1 protein-coding gene is annotated in these 19,984 nt (G+C 76.2%); it reads right to left on the bottom strand.

Annotated elements, in window-relative coordinates; genetic code table 11:
* Window positions 1-10: 10 nt before the first annotated feature.
* The gene (locus JK361_RS05435) at window positions 11-19,303 is read right to left on the bottom strand and encodes a non-ribosomal peptide synthetase (RefSeq protein WP_236052497.1); all 19,293 of its coding nucleotides are present in this window, start codon (window positions 19,301-19,303) and stop codon (window positions 11-13) included.
* Between the last annotated feature and the right edge of the window lie 681 nt (window positions 19,304-19,984).

Here is a 19,984-nt window from a genome sequence, read left to right as displayed (position 1 = left end):
CGTCGGATCCTCACCGTTCGTGGTCGTGGCCGCCGTACGCGGCGTCTTCGGCTTCGTAACCGTCGTTCCCGGCGTCCTCGGCGTCGGGGCCGCCGTCGTTCCCGGCGTCCTCGGCGTCGGGGCCGCCGTCCCTCCCGGTGTCCGCGGCCTCGGGGCCGCCGTACGCGCCCCTCCGGCCGTCGTGACCGCTGTGGGCCGCGTCCTCGGTGTCGGGGCCGCCATGGGCCTCTTCCTCGGTGTCGGGACCGCCGTAGGCCGCTTCCTCGAGTTCGCTCAGCACCTGGTCCTCCACGAGTTGCGCCAGGGCGGCGACGGTGTGGGAGACCAGGACGTCGCGGGGGGTGAGCGTGACACCGAACGCGTCGTTGGCGCGGGAGGCGATGAGCAGGGCGCGCATCGAGTCTCCGCCGAGCAGGAAGTAGTCGTCCTCGGCGCCCACCGCCGTCTGGAGGGTCTCCTCCCAGATGGCCGCCAGCGCCTCCTCGGTGGGTGTGCGGGGCGCCACGTACTCCGGCCGCTCCCGCTCGTCGGCCGGGGCCGGGGCGGGCAGGGCGGCCCGGTCGGTCTTGCCGTTCTCGGTGAGCGGGAAGCGGTCCAGTACCACGAACGCAGACGGGACCATGTGCCCCGGCAGCGAGCGGGCGGCCAGCTCCCGCAGCCCGGCGGTGGTGGGCGGTTCGGCGCCGGGGACCGTGAGCAGGTGGGCGACCAGGCGCGGCAGGCCCGGTTCGTCCTCGCGTACGGTCACCACGGCGTCCAGCACGCCCGGATGACGGACCAGGGTCGCCTCGACCTCGCCCGCCTCGATGCGGTGGCCGCGCAGCTTGAGCTGGTGGTCGGTGCGGCCCTGGTAGTGCAGTTCGCCCGCGCTGTCGCGGCGCACCAGGTCGCCGGTGCGGTACATCCGGGTGCCGGGCGGACCGAACGGGTCGGCGACGAACCGGGCCGCGGTCAGGCCGGGCCGGCCGAGGTAGCCGCGGGCCAGTGCCGGTCCGCTCAGCCACAGTTCACCGGCGACGCCGTCGGGGACCGGCCGCAGCCGGGCGTCGAGGACGTAGGCCCCGGTGGCGGGCAGCGGGCGGCCGATGGGCGGGGCGCTGCCGTCCGCCGTCAGGGGTGCGGACCAGGTGGCGACGACGGTGGCCTCGGTGGGGCCGTAGGAGTTGACCATGCGGTGGTGCGGGGCCCAGCGGGCGACGAGTTCGGCACCGCACGCGTCGGCTCCGACGATCAGTGTCTTCAGGTCCGGCAGGGTGCCGGGGGTGTCGGCCGGCAGTGTGGCGAGCGCGGCGGGCGGCAGCAGGGTGTGCGTGATGCGCTCGGTCCGCAGGACGCCGGCCAGTTCCGGGCCGAGCAGCGGGCCCGGGCGGGGTACGACCAGTCCGGCGCCGTGCGGCAGGGACATGCACAGCTCCAGCACGGAGGCGTCGAAGCTGGGCGTGGCGAAGGCCAGCACCCGGTCCCCTGGGGCCACTTGGTAGTGGGCGGCCTCGGCGGCGGAGAACGCGGCGAGTCCCCGGTGGGTGACGACGACGCCCTTGGGGCGGCCGGTGGAGCCGGAGGTGTAGATGACGTAGGCGGGGTCGTCCGGGTCGAGCGGGCGGGTCCGGTCGGCGTCGGTGGGCCGGTGTGCGGGCACGTCGTCCGGCGGGGCGGCGAGCAGGCCGGCGACCTCCTTGGCGTCCAGGGTGAGGGCCGGGGCCGCGTCGCGCAGCATGAGCGCGATCCTCTCCTCGGGGTAGGCGGGGTCGACGGGCAGGAAGGCGGCGCCCGCCTTCGTCACCGCCAGCTGTGCCAGCACCATGTCCGCCGAGCGGGGCAGCAGCAGCGCGACCAGCTCGCCGGGGCCGGTGCCGCGGGCGATGAGCCGGTGCGCCAGCCGGTTGGCCCGCTCCTCCACCTCGGCGAAGCCGAGTGTCGTGCCGGCCGCGTCGAGGGCGGGAGCCGTGGGCCACCGGTCGACGGCGGCCTCGACGAGGGCGGGCAGGGTGGCGGTGGGTACCGGGCCGAGTCCGGGGCGGGCCGGGCCGTGCAGCAGCCGCTCCCGCTGGGCGGGCGGCACCACGTCGAGGTCGTCCAGGCGGGCGGTGCCGTCCGTGCCGGCCAGGGCGTGCAGGGTGTGCAGCAGCCGGCCGGCCAGGGAGTCGGCGGTGGCCGCGTCGAAGTAGCGGGCGTCATAACCGAGTTCGACGGACAGCCGGTCGCCGGGCGAGACGACCACGGTGAGGGGGTAGTTGGTGGCCTCCCGGGCGTCCAGGTCCCGCAGGGCGAGCCCGTGCGCACCCGCGGTCGCGTCGCCGACCGGATAGTTCTCGAACACCACCAGGCTGTCGAACAGGGTTGTGCCCGACGGCAGTTGGGTCAGCGCGTGCACCTCGTTGAGGGGCAGGTGGTCGTGGCGCCGGTCCTCGGCCTGTGCCTCCTGGAGCGCGCGCAGCCAGCCGGCCGAGGACGCGCCGCCGTCGACGTCGACCCGTGCGGGCAGCGTGGTGATGAACAGGCCGGTGATGGTGTCGGCGCCGGGCAGATCGGCGGGCCGTCCGGAGACGGTGGTGCCGAAGCAGACCTGCCGCTCCCCGCTCCAGCGCGACAGCAGCAGCGCCCAGGCCCCCTGCACCAGGGTGTTGAGGGTGAGGCGGTGCCGGCGGGCGAACTCCTGGAGCCGGCGTGTCTCCTCGGCGCCGAGCCGGCGCGACAGCCAGGTGCCGGAGCGGGCGGTCTCGCCGGGGGCGGGCCGGCGGTCGTACGGCAGCGGGGTCGGGGCGCTCAGGCCGGCCAGGGCGCCGCGCCAGTGCTCCTCGGCCTGGCCGGTGTCGCGGGCGGCCAGCCAGGCGGCGTAGTCCGCGAACGGCCTGCGTCCGGGCAGCCGGGGCCGCTCACCGCGGGCGAGGGCGGCGTGCGCGGCCATGACGTCTGACAGGACGTGGAAGACGCTCCAGCCGTCCAGCAGGACGTGGTGGAAGGTCCACACCACGCGGACCGCGTCCGGGCCGAGCCGGACCAGCGCGAGCCGCAGCAGCGGGGCCCGCTCCAGGGCGATGCCCCGGGCCCGCTCCTCGCCGAGCAGCCGCTCCAGCTCCGCGTCGTGCCGGTCGGCCGGGATCCGGCTCCAGTCGTGTTCGGTGACCGGCAGGGTCACGTCCCGGTGGACGACCTGGAGCGGTACGGGGACGCCGTGCAGGGCGACGGAGGTGCGCAGCACCGGTGTGCGGTCGACGACGTGCCGCCAGGCGGCGGCCAGGGTCTCCGGATCCCGGGCACCGTCCGCCACGAAGGTGATCTGCTCGACGTACAGGCCGTGTTCGGCCTCGTCCAGGCCGTGCATCACCATGCCGGTCTGGGTGGGCGTGAGCGGGTAGACGTCCGTCACGTCCGCTCCGCTGCCGACGAGCCGGTCGACGGCCGCCTGGTCCAGCGGCGCGAGCGGGAAGTCGGAGGGGGTGCGGCCGCCGGCGCCGGGTGCGGCGCAGTGCCGGACGATCTCGCGGAGTTCGTCGGTCAGCTCGGCCGCCAGCCGGGCGACGGTGTCCCGCCGGTGCACCTCGCGGGAGTACGACCAGGTGAACTCCAGGCGGTCGTCGACGACCCGGCCGAGGACGTCGAGGAGGTACGGGCGGTCCGCGCAGCGGTCCATGCCGCCGGTGAGGCCGCCGAGGGGCGCGTGCAGCAGTCCGCCCGGGGCGGGGGTGGTGCGGTCCTGCCGGCCCAGGTAGTTGAAGCAGACCGGCGGCAGCGCGGGCAGCTGGGCCGCGGCCGTGGGGTGGAGGTGGCGGAGCGCGCCGTAGCCGAGTCCGCCGTGCGGTACGGCCCGCAGGTTCTCCTTGACGGCCTTCAGCACGGTGCCGGTTCCGGCGTTCCGGGGCACGTCCAGCGCGACCGGGTACATGGTGGTGAACCAGCCGACGGTCCGGGCGAGGTCGGTGTCCTGGAACAGTTCCTCGCGGCCGTGGCCCTCCAGGGTCACCGCCACCCGGTCGCGGCCGGTCCAGCGGGCCAGGACCCGGCCCAGCGCGCACAGCAGGACGTCGTTGACGCGGGTGCGGTACGCGTCCGGCACGTCCTGGAGCAGCCGGCGCGTCTCCTCGGCGTCGAGTCCGGCGGTCAGGTTCTCCTCGACGGCGACGGTGTTCGCGCCGCCGGTGTGGTCGGTGGGCAGGGCGGGGCCGGCGTCGAGGTCCCGCCAGTGGGCGAGTTCGCCGTCGAAGCCGCCCGTCCCGGTGTGGTCGGCGAGCCGTCGGGCCCAGGTGCGGAAGGAGGTGCTCTTGGGTGCGAGGACGGGCCGCTCGCCGTCGCGGAGGGCACGGTAGGCGGTTTCCAGGTCCTCCAGGATCAGCCGCCAGGACACAGCGTCCACGACCAGGTGGTGGGCGGCCAGCACCAGCACCGGCCGTCCTCCGTCGGCCGGGCGGCACAGGGCGGCCCGCAGCAGCGGCCCGCGGGCCAGGTCGAAGCCGGCGGCCAGGGCGCCGGCCACCTCGTGGGGAGCCGCGCGGTGGTGCACCTCCAGGTGCGCGTCGTCGCCGGGCGCGGTGCCGTGCTGCCGCCACCGCCCGTCACCGGCCGCCTCGAAGCGCAGCCGCAGCGCGTCGTGGTGTTCCAGTACGGCGGCCAGGGCGGCCCGCAGCAGGGTCTCGTCGGGGTCGGCGGCCAGCTCGTGGGCGACGGTCTGGCTGAAGTGGGCGGGGTCTCCGGTGAGGGTGCCGAGCAGCCAGTGCTGAACGGGGGTGAGCGGGGTGTCGCCGGTCACCGGGCCCTGCTCGGCGGCGACGGCGGCCAGGGCGGGGTCGGGCATCCGTTCGGCCACGGCGGCGAGTTCGGCGAGGGTCTGGTGGGTGAACAGGTGCCGCGGGGTCAGGGCGAGCCCGGCCCGGCGGGCGGCGGAGACGATCTGGATGCCGAGGACGGAGTCGCCGCCGAGGGTGAAGTAGTTGTCGTCGGCGCCGACTTCGGGCACGCCGAGCACGTCGGACCAGATCGCCGCGAGGGTCCGCTCGGCCTCGGTGCGCGGCGGCCGGCCGGCCGCGCCGGCGGTCGGGGCGGACCACCGCGGCGCGGGCAGTGCGCGCCGGTCGAGCTTGCCGGTGGCGCCGAGCGGAAGCCGCTCCAGCGGGACGACGAGGGCCGGCACCAGGTGGTCGGGGAGGCTGCGGGCGAGGAAGGCGCGCAGCTCGGCGGGGTCCGGGAGGCCGGCCGGACCGGAGACCGGGTGACCGGCGGAAGTCACGCCCGCCGCACCCGGGACAGCCCCGCCGACGGAACCCGCACCCGCCGGCCCCGAGACCTCCCCGGCGACGGAACCCGGGCCCGTCGGGTCGGTGGCCGGGGGGCCGGCGGGGGCCGGGAGGCCGGGGGTCCGGGGCACCGCGTAGCCGACGAGGCGGCGGTGGCCGTCGTGTTCGACCACCCGGGCGGCTGCCGCCGCCACGGCGGGATGGCGGGCCAGCGCGGCCTCCACCTCGCCGAGTTCGATGCGGAAGCCGCGCACCTTCACCTGGTCGTCGCCGCGGCCGAGGTAGACGAGGTCGCCGTCGGCCGTCCAGCGGACCAGGTCGCCGGTGCGGTACATGCGGCCGCCGGGCGGGCCGAAGGGGTCGGGCAGGAAGCGGGACGCGGTCAGGCCGGGCCGGCGCAGATAGCCGCGGGCGACACCGGTTCCGGCGAGGAACAGCTCGCCGGGCGCGCCCGCGGGCACCGGGCGCATCCGCTCGTCCAGGACGTAGGCGCGGGCGCCGCCGAGCGGCCGGCCGATCGGCGGGTCTCGGTCGGGGTCGGCCGGGTCGCAGGTGAAGGCGGTGGCGTAGACGGTGGCCTCGGTGGGGCCGTAGATGTTGCGCACCTGGCAGCCGGGAACGGCCTCGCGGACCCGGCCGACGGTCCGGGCGGGCAGCCCCTCCCCCGCGAGGACGACGGTGTCGGCGGTGATCCGCACGGCGTCCTCGGCGAGCAGCCGGTCCAGCGCCGAGGGCACCGCGCTGAGCAGTCCGGCCTTCCAGGGGCCGGGGCGCTCGGCGAGGGCCAGCAGGTCGCGGACGACCTCCACGCAGCCACCGGACAGCAGCGGCGAGAAGATCTCGAAGACCGACACGTCGAAGTTGAGCGAGGTGGAGGCCACCACGTGGGCCAGTGCCCGGCCGGTGAACTCGGCGGCCGCCCAGTCGGTCAGGGCCAGCACGGAGGCATGGCTGACGACGACGCCCTTGGGGCGGCCGGTCGAGCCGGAGGTGTGGATGACGTAGGCCGGGTGGCCGGGCAGCAGCGTGCCGCGCCGTTCGTCGTCGCCGACCGGAAGGTCCGGCACGCCGGGGTCCGGCTCCGCGTCCAGCAGGATCCGGGTGATGGGCCCGTCGGGCAGCCGGCCGGCGGTCTCCGTGGCGGTGATCACGGCGTCGGGCCGTACGTCCTCGAAGAGGAAGGCGACGCGTTCGGCCGGGTACTGGGGGTCCACCGGCAGGTAGCCGGCGCCGCTCTTCAGCACCGCGAGGAGTGCCACGATCAGGTCGGCGGTGCGGGGCAGGCAGAGGGCGACGAAGCGCTCGGGTCCGGCGCCGGCGGCGATGAGCCGCCGGGCCAGCCGGCTGGAGCGGGCGTCGAGTTCGCGGTAGGTGAGGCGGGTGTCGCCGTGCCGGACGGCCGGGGCGTCCGGGGTGCGCTCGGCCTGCCGCCGGAATGCCTCGGGCAGGGTGTCCCGCGGTGTGTCGGCCACGCGTCCGCCGAACCGGCCCACCAGGGCGCGGCCTTCGGCCGGGGCCAGCAGCGGCAGGTCGGCCAGACGGCGGTCCGCGTCGGCGGCCATGCCGGTCAGCAGGGTGCGCAGGCTCTCGCCGAGGGCCTCCACCGTGCCGGTGCCGAAGGCGGCCGGGTCGTAGTCGAGGTTCACGGCGAGGGTGTCGCCGGGCGCGACGACCACGCTGAGCGGGTAGTTCGTCGGCTCCAGGTCCCGCTCCTGCTCCATGGCCAGGCCGTACCGGGCCAGCGCCCCCTCGTCGAAGGGGTAGTTCTCGAAGACCACGATGGAGTCGAACAGGCCGGTGCCGCCGGGCACCTCGCTCCACGCCTGCAACTGGGCCAGGGAGACGAAGTCGTGGCGCCGGGCCTCCGACTGGGCGGCCTGGAGTTCGCGCAGCCAGTCCAGCAGCGGGCGCCGTTCGTCGACGCGGGCGCGGGTCGGCAGGGTGTTGATGAACAGGCCGACCATCGAGGTCACGCCCGGCAGTTCGGCGGGCCGGCCGGAGACGGTCGTGCCGAACACCACGTCCGAGCCGCCGCCGTAGCGGGACAGCAGCAGTGCCCACGCGCCCTGGAGGACCGTGTTGAGGGTCAGTCCCGCGCGCTGGGCGGTCTCCCGCAGCCGTGCCGAGGCGTCCGGGCCGAGGGTGATCCGCACCGACTCGGAGGAGGAGGCGTGGTGGGCCTCGGCGGGCCGCCGGTCCCGGGGCAGTTCGGTAGGGGCCTGGAAGCCGGCCAGGGCGGCCCGCCAGTGCCGCTCGGCCCGGGCGGTGTCCCGCCCGGCAAGCCAGCGCAGGTAGTCGGCGAAGGGCCGGCGTTCCGGCACCTGCGGGCGGCGCCCCGAGGTCAGGGCGGCGTACCGCTCGCACACCTCGTCGAAGACCTGCGCCGCGCTCCAGCCGTCGAGCAGGACGTGGTGGAAGGTCCACACCAGGCGGACCCGGTCGGGTGCCAGGCGGATCAGCGTCAGCCGCATCAGGGGCGCGGTGCCCAGGTCGATGCCCGCCTCGCGGTCCTCGGCGAGCAGCCGGTCCAGGTCGCGCGCGCCGTCGTCGGCGGGCCGGCCGGACCAGTCGTGGTGGGTGACGGGCACGGTGGCCCGGTGCCGGACGACCTGGAGCGGTTCCGGGGTCTCCTGCCACACCAGGTGGGTGCGCAGCACCGGGTTGGCGTCCGCGGTGTGCTGCCAGGCCGTGGCGAGGGCGTGCGGGTCGGTGACGCCGGACAGCACGAGCTGCACCTGGTTGACGTAGGTGCGGCCGCCGGGGTCCAGCAGGCTGTGGAAGAGCATGCCCGACTGCATCGGTGTCAGCGGGTGCACGTCCTCGACGTCCCGGCCGTCCCCGGCGATCCGGTCCACGGCCGCCTGGTCGAGCCGGGCCAGCGGGAAGTCCGACGGGGTACGGCCGCCCGCCTCGGGCCGGGCGCAGTGCGCGACGATGTCGCAAAGGGCCCGCAGCATGCCCTCGGCGAGCGTGGTGACGGTCTCCTCGTGGTGCCGGCCGGTGCTGTAGTGCCAGGTGATCTCCAGCCGGTCGTCCTCGACCCGGGCCACGACGTCCAGCAGGTGCGGCCGTTCGGTGCCGGGTGCCTCCGCGCCGCCGAGGCCGCCGGGCACCGCCCCGATCAGGGCGCCGCCGTCGGCGGTCCAGTCGAAGCGGCCCAGGTAGTTGAAGCTGATGCCGGGGGCGGGCGCGCCGGTGAGCCGTTCCTCGCCGGCGAGGTGACGCAGCACGCCGTAGCCGAGTCCCCGCTCGGGTACGGCCCGCAGCTGCTCCTTCACCGCCTTCAGGGCGGTGCCCCAGTCCCCGTGCGGCACGGCGAGGGCGACCGGGAAGAGCGAGGTGAACCAGCCGACCGTGCGGGACAGGTCGACGTCCTCGAAGAGCTGGTCCTCGCGGCCGTGTCCCTCCAGGCCGACGGCGACGGTGTCGCGTCCGGTCCAGTCGGCGAGGACCCGGCCGAGCGCGGTGAGCAGGACGTCGTCGACGCGGGTGCGGTAGACGCCCGGCACCCGGCGCAGGAGGTCGGCGGTGCGTTCGCGGTCGAGCCGGACGGTGACCTCGCGGACGTCGGCCGCGGTGTTGCCGCCGGTGCCGTCCACGGGCAGCGGTGCGGCGCAGTGCCGGGCGGTCCGCTCCCAGTGGGCGAGCTGCTCGGTGAAACGGTCGCGGTCGCGCAGCCGTCGGGCCCATTCGCGCACGGAGGTGGTGCGGGCGGGCAGTCGTACGGGCTGTCCGGACGCGGCCTGCCGGTAGGCGGTCTCCAGGTCCTCCAGCAGGATCCGCCAGGAGACGCCGTCGACCACCAGGTGGTGGGCGACCAGCAGCAGCCGGGCGGCGGGGCGGGTGCCGTCGGCGGTGAACAGCCGGGCGGTGAACAACGGGCCCGTATCCAGTTGGAGTCCGCCGTGTGCCGCCGCCGTGACGCGTTCCTCGGCCTGCCGGCCGTGGACCTCGAGCAGCTCGGGGACCGGGCCGTCGGCGGGGGCGATGTCCTGGCGCCAGGTGCCGTCGGGGTCGGCCGCGAACCGGGCGCGCAGGGCGTCGTGTTGTGTCCACAGGGCGGTCAGTGCGCGGCGCAGGGCGTCCTGGTCGACGGCGCCGGCCGTCTCGACGACGACGGACTGGTTGAAGAATCCGAGGTGGGCCGGCCGCGGGTCCAGGAACCAGTGCTGGATCGGTGTGAGGTCCGCGGCTCCGGCGACCGGTTCGGTACCGGCGACGGCGGGCCCGGTACCGCCGCTGGCTCCGGCCAGCTCGGCCACCGTGGGGTGCCGGAAGAGATCGCGGGGGGTGAGGGTGAGTCCCGCGGCCCTCGCCCGGGAGACCACCTGGATGCTGAGGATCGAATCGCCGCCCAGCATGAAGAAGTTGTCGTCCACGCCGACCCGGGCCACGCCGAGGAGTTCGGCCCAGATCCCGGCGAGAATGCGCTCGGTCTCGGTGCGCGGGGCCCGGTGGGCCCGTTCGCCGCCCGCCGACCAGTCGGGGGCGGGCAGCCGCCGCCGGTCGACCTTGCCGTTGCCGGTCAGTGGCAGCTCGGGCACGGTGACGAAGGCGGCGGGCAGCATGTAGTCGGGCAGTCCGGCCGCCAGGTGGGCGCGCAGCTCGGCGGCGGAGGGCACCGTGGCGGCGCCGGCCGGCACCAGGTGGGCGGCCAGCCGCTTGCGTCCGGCGTCCTCGTACAGGGAGACGACGGCCTCGGCGATGCCGGGATGGGCGGTGAGCCGGGCCTCGATCTCGGCGGGTTCGACGCGGAAGCCGCGGATCTTGATCTGGTCGTCCGCGCGGCCGACGAAGTGCAGTTCGCCGTCGGCGCTCCAGCGCACGATGTCGCCGGTGCGGTACATGCGCGCGCCGGGCGGGCCGTAGGGATCGGCGACGTAACGGGCGGCGGTCGCCCCGGGCCGGCCCGCGTAGCCGCGGGCCAGGCCCGCGCCGGCTATGTACAACTGGCCGGGGATGCCGGGCGGTTGCGGCTGCAGGGCGGTGTCCAGGACGTACACGCGGGTGTTGTCGAGCGGGCGGCCGATGGGCAGCACGGCGGGCAGCGGGTCGCCGGACCTGAAGACGCGGCGGGTGGCGAAGGTGGTGGTCTCGGTGGGGCCGTAGCCGTCCACGACGGTCAGGCCGGGGCAGGCGTCCAGCACCCGGCGCACGGCCTGGGCGGGGACGACGTCACCGCCCGTCCACACCTCGCGGGCGCCGCGCAGGCAGCCCGGGTCCTCCTGCGCGAGCAGGCGGAACAGGCCCGCGGTCAGCCACAGGCAGCTCACCCGCTGCTCGGTGATCGCGTGCCGGACCTGGGCGGCGTCCACGTCCGTGGGCGGGGCGAGGACGGCCGTGCCGCCGCGCAGCAGCGGCACCCACACCTCGTAGGTGGAGGCGTCGAAGGCCCCCGGCGAGTGCACGAGGATCCGGTCGTGCCCGGCGAAGGCCCGGTCCAGGGCGAGGGCGGCGACGTCCCGCTGGCGCACCGCGACCCCCTTGGGGGTGCCGGTGGAGCCCGAAGTGAACATCAGGTACTGGACGTTGTCGGGGTGGACCGCGCAGGTGGGGGCCGGCCCGTCCGCGCCGGAGGCGTCGTCGACGCGCAGGACGCGGCCGCCGGGCAGCGCCTCCCGGGCCGTCCTCTCCCAGCCGGCGTCGGTCAGCAGCAGGCCGGCGCCGGCCTCGGCCAGCGTGCGGCGCAGCCGCTCGGCGGGTGCCCTGCCGTCCAGCGGCACGTACACGCCGCCGGTGCGGACGAGGGCCAGCTGGGTGACGATCAGCTCCACGGACCGGTCCATGAGGACACCGACCGGGTGTTCCGGGCGTACGCCGAGCCCGGCCAGCCGGGCCGCCGACCGGGCCGCTCGCGCGTCGAGTTCGCGGTAGGTGAGGTGCTCGTCGCCGGCCTCCACGGCCACGGCGTCGGGGGTACGGCACACCTGCGCGGCGAAGAGGCCGGCGACGGTGGAGCCGGGCAGGTCGGTGGCGGTGTCGTTCCAGGCGCGCAGCACCTGCTCGCGGCGGTCGGGGGCGAGCAGCGGCAGCCGGGCGGGCGGGCGCCCGGAGCCGGTGGCCATGCCGGAGAGCAGGACGGTCAGGTACTCGGCCATCCGCTCGGCGGTGCCGGCGTCGAACAGCTCGGGGTCGTAGCCGAGGCGCAGGGTCAGCTCCGCGCCCGGGTAGGCGGTCAGGCTCAGCGGGTAGTTGGTGGTCTCGATGCCCTCCAGGCCGCTCAGGCGCAGTCCGTGGGAGGCGGCGAGATCGTCGTCCACCGGGTAGTTCTCGAAGACGACGATGCTGTCGAACAGGCCGACCCGCTCGGGGAGCCGGCTGCACGCCTTGATCCGGGTGAGCGGCAGGTGGTCGAAGCGCCGGTCCTCGATCTGGTCGTGCTGGAGCGTGCGCAGCCAGTCGAGCAGGGTGCCGTGGCCGGGGACGGTGACCCGGGTGGGCAGGGTGGTGATGAACAGGCCGGTCATGGCCTCGGCGCCGGGCAGCTCGGGCGGCCGTCCGGACACGGTGGTGCCGAACACCACCTCGTCGCGGCTCGCCTGCCGGGCCAGGAGCAGCGCCCAGGCGCCCTGCACCAGGGTGTTCAGGGTCAGGCCGGAGGTGCGCGCCAGTTCCTCCAGCGCCCGGGTGGCGGGCGCGGGCAGCGTGCCGCGGACCTCGTGCGTGGACTCGGCGCGGTGGGCCTCGCGCGGCTCACGGTCGTACGGCAGCGGGGTGGCCTCGGTGAGCCCGGACAGGCGGTGCCGCCAGTGCTGTTCGGCCTCGGCGGGGTCGCGCTGCCTCAGCCAGGCGACGTAGTCGCGGTGGGGCGGGCGGTGCGGGAGGGTGTCGGGGCCGGCCCCGGCGTGCCGGGCGAAGACGTCGGAGAGCACCTGGAACAGGCTCCAGCCGTCCAGGAGCAGGTGGTGGAAGGACCACACCACGCGGACCGCGGTGCCGGAGACACGGGCGAGGAGCAGGCGCTGGAGCGGGGCGCGCCCGAGGTCGATGCCCTGGGCGCGGTCACGGGCGAGTACGTCGTCCAGCCGGGCGCGGCACTCGTCGGGCGGCAGGTCGCGCCAGTCCAGGTGGGTGACCGGTACGGCCGCGTGGCGCTGCACCACGAGGAGCGGCTCGGGTACGTCCTGCCAGGCGACCCGGCCGCGCAGCACCTCGGTGCGGTCGGTCACGTACTGCCAGGCGGCGGCGAGGGCCTCCGGGTCGGGCACGCCGTCCAGGACGAACGTCAGCTGCTGGAAGTAGACGCCGCTGTCGCCCTGGGACAGGCCGTGGAAGAGCATGCCGGCCTGGGTCGGCGTGAGCGGCAGGATGTCGGCCACGGCGGCCGGGTCCGCCGCCGTGATCCGGTCCACGGCCGCCTGGTCGAGCCGGGCCAGCGGGAAGTCGGACGGGGTGCGCCCGGCGGCCCCCGGCCGGGCGGCGTGCCGGGCGAGGTCCTCGAGCGCGGCGGCGAAGCGCCCGGCCAGGTCGGCGACGGTGTCCTCCCGGTACCGCCGGTCCGCGTAGAACCAGGTGAACTCCAGCTCGTCGTCGTCCAGCCGGCCGACGACCTCCAGGGCGTGCGGGCGCTCCGCCGCCGGGTCGGCGTCCAGTTCGAGCGGGCGTACGGTGCCGCGGTAGAGGCCGTCGGGGTCGTCCGGCAGCCCCATCCGGCCGAGGTAGTTGAAGCTGACCTGGGCGTCCGGGGTGTGCGGGGCCGCCCCGGACCCGGTGAGCCGGCGCAGTGCGTCATGGCCCAGGCCGTGCCGGGGTACGGCGCGCAACTGCTCCTTGACGCGCTTCAGCACGGTGTCCCAGCCGGCGTCCTCGGGCACGGCGAGCGCGAGGGGGTACCGGGTGGTGAACCAGCCGACCGTGCGGCTGATGTCCAGCTCGGGGAAGAGTTCCTCACGGCCGTGTCCCTCGACGTCGACCAGCACCCGGTCCCGCCCGCTCCAGCCGCACAGGGCCCGGCCGAGGGCGCTGAGCAGGACGTCGTTGGCCTGGGTGCGGTAGGTGTCGGGCAGGGTGCGCAGCAGGGCCGAGGTCACCGCGGGGCTCAGGCGCACGGTGACCGCGCGCTGGGCGGCGTAGGTGTCGTCCCCGTCCGGCAGGTCGGCGGGGAGGGCGGGTTCGGTGCCGGGGACCGCCTCGGCCCAGTACTCCCGTTCGTCGTCGAAGCCGCCGTCCGCCGCGTGGGCGTTCAGCCGGCGGGCCCACTGCCGCAGCGGCGAGGACTTCGCGGGCAGCGCGGCGGCGCCGTCGTCGCCGGCGCGGCGGGCCCGGTAGGCGCGGTCCAGGTCTTCCAGGAGCACCCGCCAGGAGACCCCGTCGATCACCAGGTGGTGGACGGCGAGGTGCAGCACGCGGGGCAGTCCGGGCCCGCAGTCGTGCAACACGGCCCGCAGCAGCGGTCCCCGGGCGAGGTCGAAGGGCCCGAAGTGCGGGGTGTCCGTCTCCGGGCCGGTGTGGCGGGTCAGGCGGACACGGGGTGCCCGTTCGTCGATGAACCAGCCGGCCCCGCCGTCCGCGCCGTCCGTGACGAAGCGGGAGCGCAGGGCGTCGTGGTGGGCGGCCAGGTCGTTCAGCGCGTCCTCCAGCGCCGCCGGGTCCAGGTCGTCGGGCGTCCGGACGGACAGCGCCTGGGAGAAGTGGCCGGCGCGCTCGGCGGCCGCGGCGAACAGCCAGTGCTGGATGGGGGTCAGGGGGGCCGTGCCGGTGGCCGCCTCCGGGGCGGGGGCCGTCTCGCGCGGGCCCGCGGCGGCGTCCGCGCAGCGGGCGAGGGCGGCGACGGTCTGGTTCCGGTAGACGTCCCGGGAGGTCAGCGGCAGGCCCTCCTGCCGGGCGCGGGCCACCAGCTGGATGCTCAGGATCGAGTCGCCGCCGAGTTCGAAGAAGTTGTCGTCGACGCCGATCCGTTCCACGCGCAGTACCTCGGCCCAGATCGCGGCGAGTGCGCGCTCGGTGGGCGTGCGGGGCGCGACGTGCCGTACCGCGCGCACGGCGGGGCCGGGGTCGGGGAGCCGGCCGCGGTCGAGCTTGCCGTTCGGGCTGAGCGGCAGCGCGTCCAGCACGAGGACGGCCGAGGGGACCATGTAGTCGGGCAGCGTACGGCCGAGTTCCCGGCGTACGGCCTCGGGGTCGACGCGCTGCCCGGCGGCCGGGACGACGTAGCCGGCCAGGCGCCGGTGGCCGTCGCCGTCGGTGGTGGCGGTGGCCGCCGCCTCCGCCACGCCGGCGCAGCCGCGCAGTGCCTCCTCCACCTCGCCCAGTTCGATACGGAAGCCGCGTACCTTGACCTGCTGGTCGATGCGGCCCACGTACTCCAGCCCGCCGTCGGCGCGGCGGCGCACCAGGTCGCCGGTGCGGTACATGCGCTCCCCCGGTGCGCCGAACGGATCGGCGACGAACCGGGCGGCGGTCAGCCCGGGCCGGTGCAGGTAGCCGCGGGCGAGTCCCCCGCCGCCGAGGTACAACTCGCCCGTGACACCGACGGGTTGGGGGCGCAGGGCGTGGTCCAGGACGTAGGCCCGGGTGAGCGCCACCGGGTCGCCGATGGGCGGGGCCTGCTCCGGCAGCCGGTCACCGGCGAACCAGGCGGTGGCGTACACGGTGGCCTCGGTGGGGCCGTAGATGTTGGCGATCCGGCTCCCGGGCATGGCGGCCCGCAGGTCGTGCACCGTCTGCGCGGGCAGGGCCTCGCCGGCCAGGACGACGGTGTCCGCGGTCACGGGCGCCGTACCGCCCGATATCAGCCGGGAGACGACGGACGGCACGCCGCTGAGCAGCCCGGCATGCCGTGGGCCGGCGCCCTCGGCGAGGGCCGGCAGGTCGGCGACGACCTCGACGGTGCCGCCCGCCACCAGGGGGCAGAGCAGTTCGAAGACCGACACGTCGAAGTTGAGGGAGGTGGAGGAGATGACATGGGCCAGCCCCTCGGCACCGAACCGTTCCCGCGCCCACTGCGCCAGGGCGGTGACGCTGCGGTGGGTGACCACGACGCCCTTGGGGCGGCCGGTGGAGCCCGAGGTGTAGATGACGTACGCCGGATGGTCCGGCAGCAGGGGCCCGGTCCGGTCGGCGCCGGCCGGCGGCGCCGGGTGGACGTCGGACGGGTCCGGGTGGACGTCGGACGGCGCCGGGTGGGCGCCGGACGGGTCCGGGTGGATGTCGGACGGCGCCAGGTGGGTGTCGGACGGGTCCGCGCAGTCCTCCAGGATCAGCGGTGCGCAGTCCGCGGGCAGGGCGGTGGCGGTCTCCCGGGTGGCGACGACGAGGGCGGGCCGGGCGTCGGCGAGCATGAGGCGGACGCGCTCGGCGGGATAGCCGGGGTCGACGGGGAGGTACGCGGCGCCGGAGGCGAGCACCGCCCACAGCACGGGCACGAGGTCGGCGGAGCGCGGCAGGCAGAGCGCGACCAGCCGCTCCGGGCCGGCGCCGCGGGCGGCGAGCAGCCGGGCGATCCGGCCGGCGCGCCGGGCCACCTCGGCGTAGTCCAGCCGGACCGGGCCGCAGACGACGGCGGTACGGTCCGGGGTCCGGGCCGCCTGGGCGTGCAGCAGTTCGGGGAGCGTCGTGTGATCGGTGTCCCGGGCCCGGCGGGCGGGCGGGTTCCAGGTGTCGACCAGTGTGCGCTGTTCCTCGGCCGAGAGCATGGTCAGCTCGGCCAGCCTGCGTCCCGGGCCGTCCGCCATGCCCTCCAGCAGGCGGTGCAGATGCGCGGTCAGCCGGGCCACGGTCGCCGCCTCGAACAGGTCCGTGCTGAACTCGGCGGTCAGCACGCAGCCGCCGTCCGTGTCCGGCGTGAACTCCAGGACCAGGTCGAAGCGGGCGGCCGGGCGGGGCAGCGGGTGGTCGGCGAAGCGCAGGCCGCCGGAGAGCGGCGGCACGGCGAAAGCGGTCTGCTGCACGACGAGCGCCTGGACCAGCGGGGTGCGGCTGGGGTCGCGGGGCGGGGCCAGTTCCTCGACCACCCGGTCGAACGGCACCGCGTCATGGGCGAAGGCGTCCAGCACCGTCGTCCGCATGGTCTCCACGAACCGGTCCACGGTCACCCGCTCGTCCACCTCGCCCCGGAGCACCACCGTGTTGGCGAAGAATCCCGGCACGTCCTCCAGGTCCCGTCGGCCGCGGCCGGTGGTGACGGTGCCGAACGCGACGTCCCGCTGGCCCGAGTAGCGGGAGAACAGCAGCGCGGAGGCGCCGGCGAACAGGGTGAACACCGTGGTGCCGCGCCCTGCGGCCAGTTGCCGCAGCCGGGTCACCAACTCCGCGGGGAGGGTGTGCCGGTGCGCCGCCCCGGTGGTGGTGCGCACGGCCGGACGCGGCCGGTCGGTCGGCAGCTCCAGGTGCTGGATGCCCGACAGGTGCCGTCGCCAGTAGGCCAGGTCGGCGGCGTCGCCCCCGGCGGTCCGCTGCCGCCGCTCCCACACCGCGAAGTCCGGGTACTGCAACGGGGGTTGCGCCAGTCCGTCCGGTTCGCCGGTGGTCTCCGCATGGTAGAGGGCGGCGAGTTCGCGGGTGAGGATGCCCACGGACCAGCCGTCGGTGACGATGTGGTGCTGGGCCAGGAGCAGCAGGTGGTCCTGGACGGCGAGCCGGACGAGCAGGGCCCGGGTGAGCGGGCCGTCCGCCAGGTCGTAGGGGCGGCCCAGCTCCTCGGTGAGCAGTGTCTCGGCGGCCTCGGCTCGGCGAGCGTCGGGGATGCCGGTGAGGTCGGCCGTCCGCAGGGGCAGGTCCGGCTCGGCCGCGACGCGCTGCACGCCCTGGCCGTCGGCCGTGGTGAACGTCGTGCGCAGCGAGGCGTGGCGGGCCGCGAGGCGGTGCAGGGAGCGGCCCAGCGCGTCCGGGTCCAGCGGGCCGCTCAGCCGCAGCGCCACCCCGGTGTTGTACTCGGTGCCGCCCGCGGTGAGGTCGTCGAGGTACCAGAGCCGGCGCTGCGCGCTCGACAGGGGCAGGCCGCCCTCGCGCGGGGCCGGCGGGATCGGCTCCGGCGGCGCGGCGGCCGACGGGTCGGCGAGCAGGGGGGCGAGGGCGGCGACCGTACGCGCGGTGAAGACGTCCCGTACGGTCAGCCGTACGCCCAGTTCGTCGCGGATCCGGGAGAGGGCGCGGGCGGCGAGGATCGACTCGCCGCCGAGGTCGAAGAAGTCGTCCGTCACGCCGACCGTGTCGACGCCCAGGACGTCCGCCCAGATCCTGGCGAGGGCCCGCTCCTGCGGTGACCGCGGCGCGACGTGGCCGGCCGCGGTCGCGCGTTCGGGGGCGGGCAGGGCCCGCCGGTCGATCTTGTGCTGCGGGGTGAGCGGCATCCGCTCCAGCACCACGACCGCGGACGGCACCATGTGCGCAGGCAGCACGGCGGCCACGGCCGCCCGAAGTGCCACGGGGTCCAGAACCACGGCCGCCCCGCCGGGGGCGGCGGGATCGGTGGGGGCGGCGGGAGCGGTGGGGGCGGCCGGATCGGTGGGGGCCGGCTGTCCGGCCGGCGTGACGTAGCCGACGAGCCGCTGGCGTCCTGGCTCGTCCTCGCGTACGACGACCACGGCCTCGCCGACGGCGCCGGCCCGGCGCAGGGCCGCCTCGATCTCGCCCGGCTCGATACGGATGCCGCGGATCTTCACCTGCCGGTCCAGCCGGCCCAGGAACTCCAGTTCCCCGGCGGCGGTCCAGCGTGCCCGGTCCCCGGTGCGGTACAGGCGCGCGCCGGGCCGACCGAAGGGGTCGGCGACGAAGCGGGTGGCGGTCAGGCCCGGGCGGCCCAGGTAGCCGCGGGCCACCGCGTCGCCGCCCACGAACAACTCGCCGTCCACGCCGGGCGGTACGGGCCGCATCGCGGTGTCGAGGACGTACACCCGGGTGTGCGGCAGGGCCCCGCCGATCGTCGGGGTGCCGTGGCCGGCGGTCAGCGGCCCGGTCCAGGTGGCGACGATGGTGGTCTCGGTCGGACCGTAGGAGTTGATCATGCGGCGGCCGGGTGCCCAGCGGTCGACCAGTCCGGCCGGGCAGGCCTCGGCGCCCACGATCAGCGTGCGCAGGTGACGCGCGGTGCCCTGCGCCGGGTCGGGCAGGGTGGCGAGCGCGGCGGGCGGGATGAGGGCGTGGCTGATGCGGTGCTCGTCCAGGACCGCGGCGAGTTCGTCACCCAGCCAGGGGCCGTGCGGCGGTACGACGAGTGTGGCGCCGGACAGCACGGAGATGAACAGCTCCAGGACGGAGGCGTCGAAGCTCGGCGAGGAGAACTGGAGCACGCGGTCGCCGGGACCCACCGCGTACCGTTCGGCGGCGGCCGCGGTGAAGCCGCCGATGCCGCGGTGGGTGACCGTCACGCCCTTGGGGGTGCCGGTGGAACCCGAGGTGTAGATGACATAGGCCGCGTGGTCGGCGTCAGTTCTGGCCGCATGGTCGGCGCCGGTTCCGGGCTCGCGATCAACGCCCGTTCCGGCCCTGCGGTCGGCGCCGGTTCCGGCCCCGTGGTCGGCGCGTGCTTCGATCGCGAGGCCGGCTGCGTTTCCGGCCCTGCGGTCGGCTTCGGCTCCGGCCCCGTGGTCGGCGCCCGTTCCGGCCCTGCGGTCGGCGTCCGTTCCGGCCCTGCGGTCGGCGTCCGCTTCGGCCGCGTGTCCCGTGGTGTCCTCGGTGGCCGGCGGTTCGTCCGCGTCCAGCAACCGGCCGACCTGGCCCGCGTCGTCGAGGGTGACCGCGGGCGCGGCGTCGGTGAGCATCAGCGCGCGGCGCTCTGCGGGGTAGGCGGGGTCCACGGGCAGGAAGGCGGCGCCCGCCCGGGCGACGGCCAGTTCCGCCGCGATCAGTTCCATGGAGCGCGGCAGCACCAGGGCCACCACCCGGTCGGGTCCGGCTCCCCGACGGACCAGGTGTGCGGCCAACCGGTCGGCGCGGGCGCCCAGTTCGCGGTACGTCCAGGTCCGTCGGCCGTCGGTGAGGGCCGGTGCGTCCGGGGTGCGGGCCACCCAGGCGGTGAACAGCTCGCCGAGCGTCGGATGCTCCGCGGCCGTGGCGCTCTCCGGCGCGTCGGCGGCGGGGCCGGCCTGTGCCAATGAGGACGCCGGTGCGGGCTTGTCGTGCAGGTCCGTCATGGGTGAAGTCCTTTGGAGAGCGGGACGATGCGGCGCGGACGCGCCCGGCCCACCGCGGGGCGGTGCGTTGGACCGGGGTGACACACCGGGCGGTGCGACGGTGCGGCGGTGCGGCGGTGCGGCGGTGCTGGGAAGCGGTGGACCGGCAGGGGCCGCCTACGCGGCGAGCCCCGTGATGCGGGCGGAGGTGCCGGTCGCTGCGAGGCTGCCGGGTGGTCGGGGGGTCGGGTGGTGGTCACCGGGGCCGGGACCCCGGGGCCTGACGGAACCGGAGGCGGCGCCGGCCGGGGCACGGGTGGCGTACGCCGGACCGGGACCGAGCCCGGCGGCATCTGCCGGACCGGGACCGAACCGGGTGGCGCCCGCCGGACCAGGACCGAACCGGGTGGCGCCCGCCGGACCGGGACCGAACCGGGTGGCGCCCCCCGGACCGGGCCCGGACCGGGTGGCGCCCCCCGGACCGAGCCGAGACCGACCACGCCCGCCCGGAACAGGCCGGGACCGGCGGCGCCCAGCCGAACCGAACTGAGCCGACGACACCCACCCGAACCGGGCCGAGACCGACCACGCCCCCGGACCGAGCCGAGACCGGCGGCGCCCACCCGAACCGAACTGAGCCGACGCCCCCCACCCGGACCGGGCCGAGACCGACGACGTCCACACGGACCAGGCCGTGGCCGG

The sequence above is a fragment of the Streptomyces musisoli genome, assembly GCF_016741855.1.
Classification (GTDB): domain Bacteria; phylum Actinomycetota; class Actinomycetes; order Streptomycetales; family Streptomycetaceae; genus Streptomyces; species Streptomyces musisoli.
Note: the sequence above shows the minus strand (reverse complement) of the source record. Positions and strands in the feature narration are given on the sequence as shown.

Coding starts and splice junctions, on each gene's coding strand:
- JK361_RS05435 (WP_236052497.1), bottom strand. CDS start 19,303: ATGACGGACCTGCACGACAAGCCCGCACCGGCGTCCTCATTGGCACAG.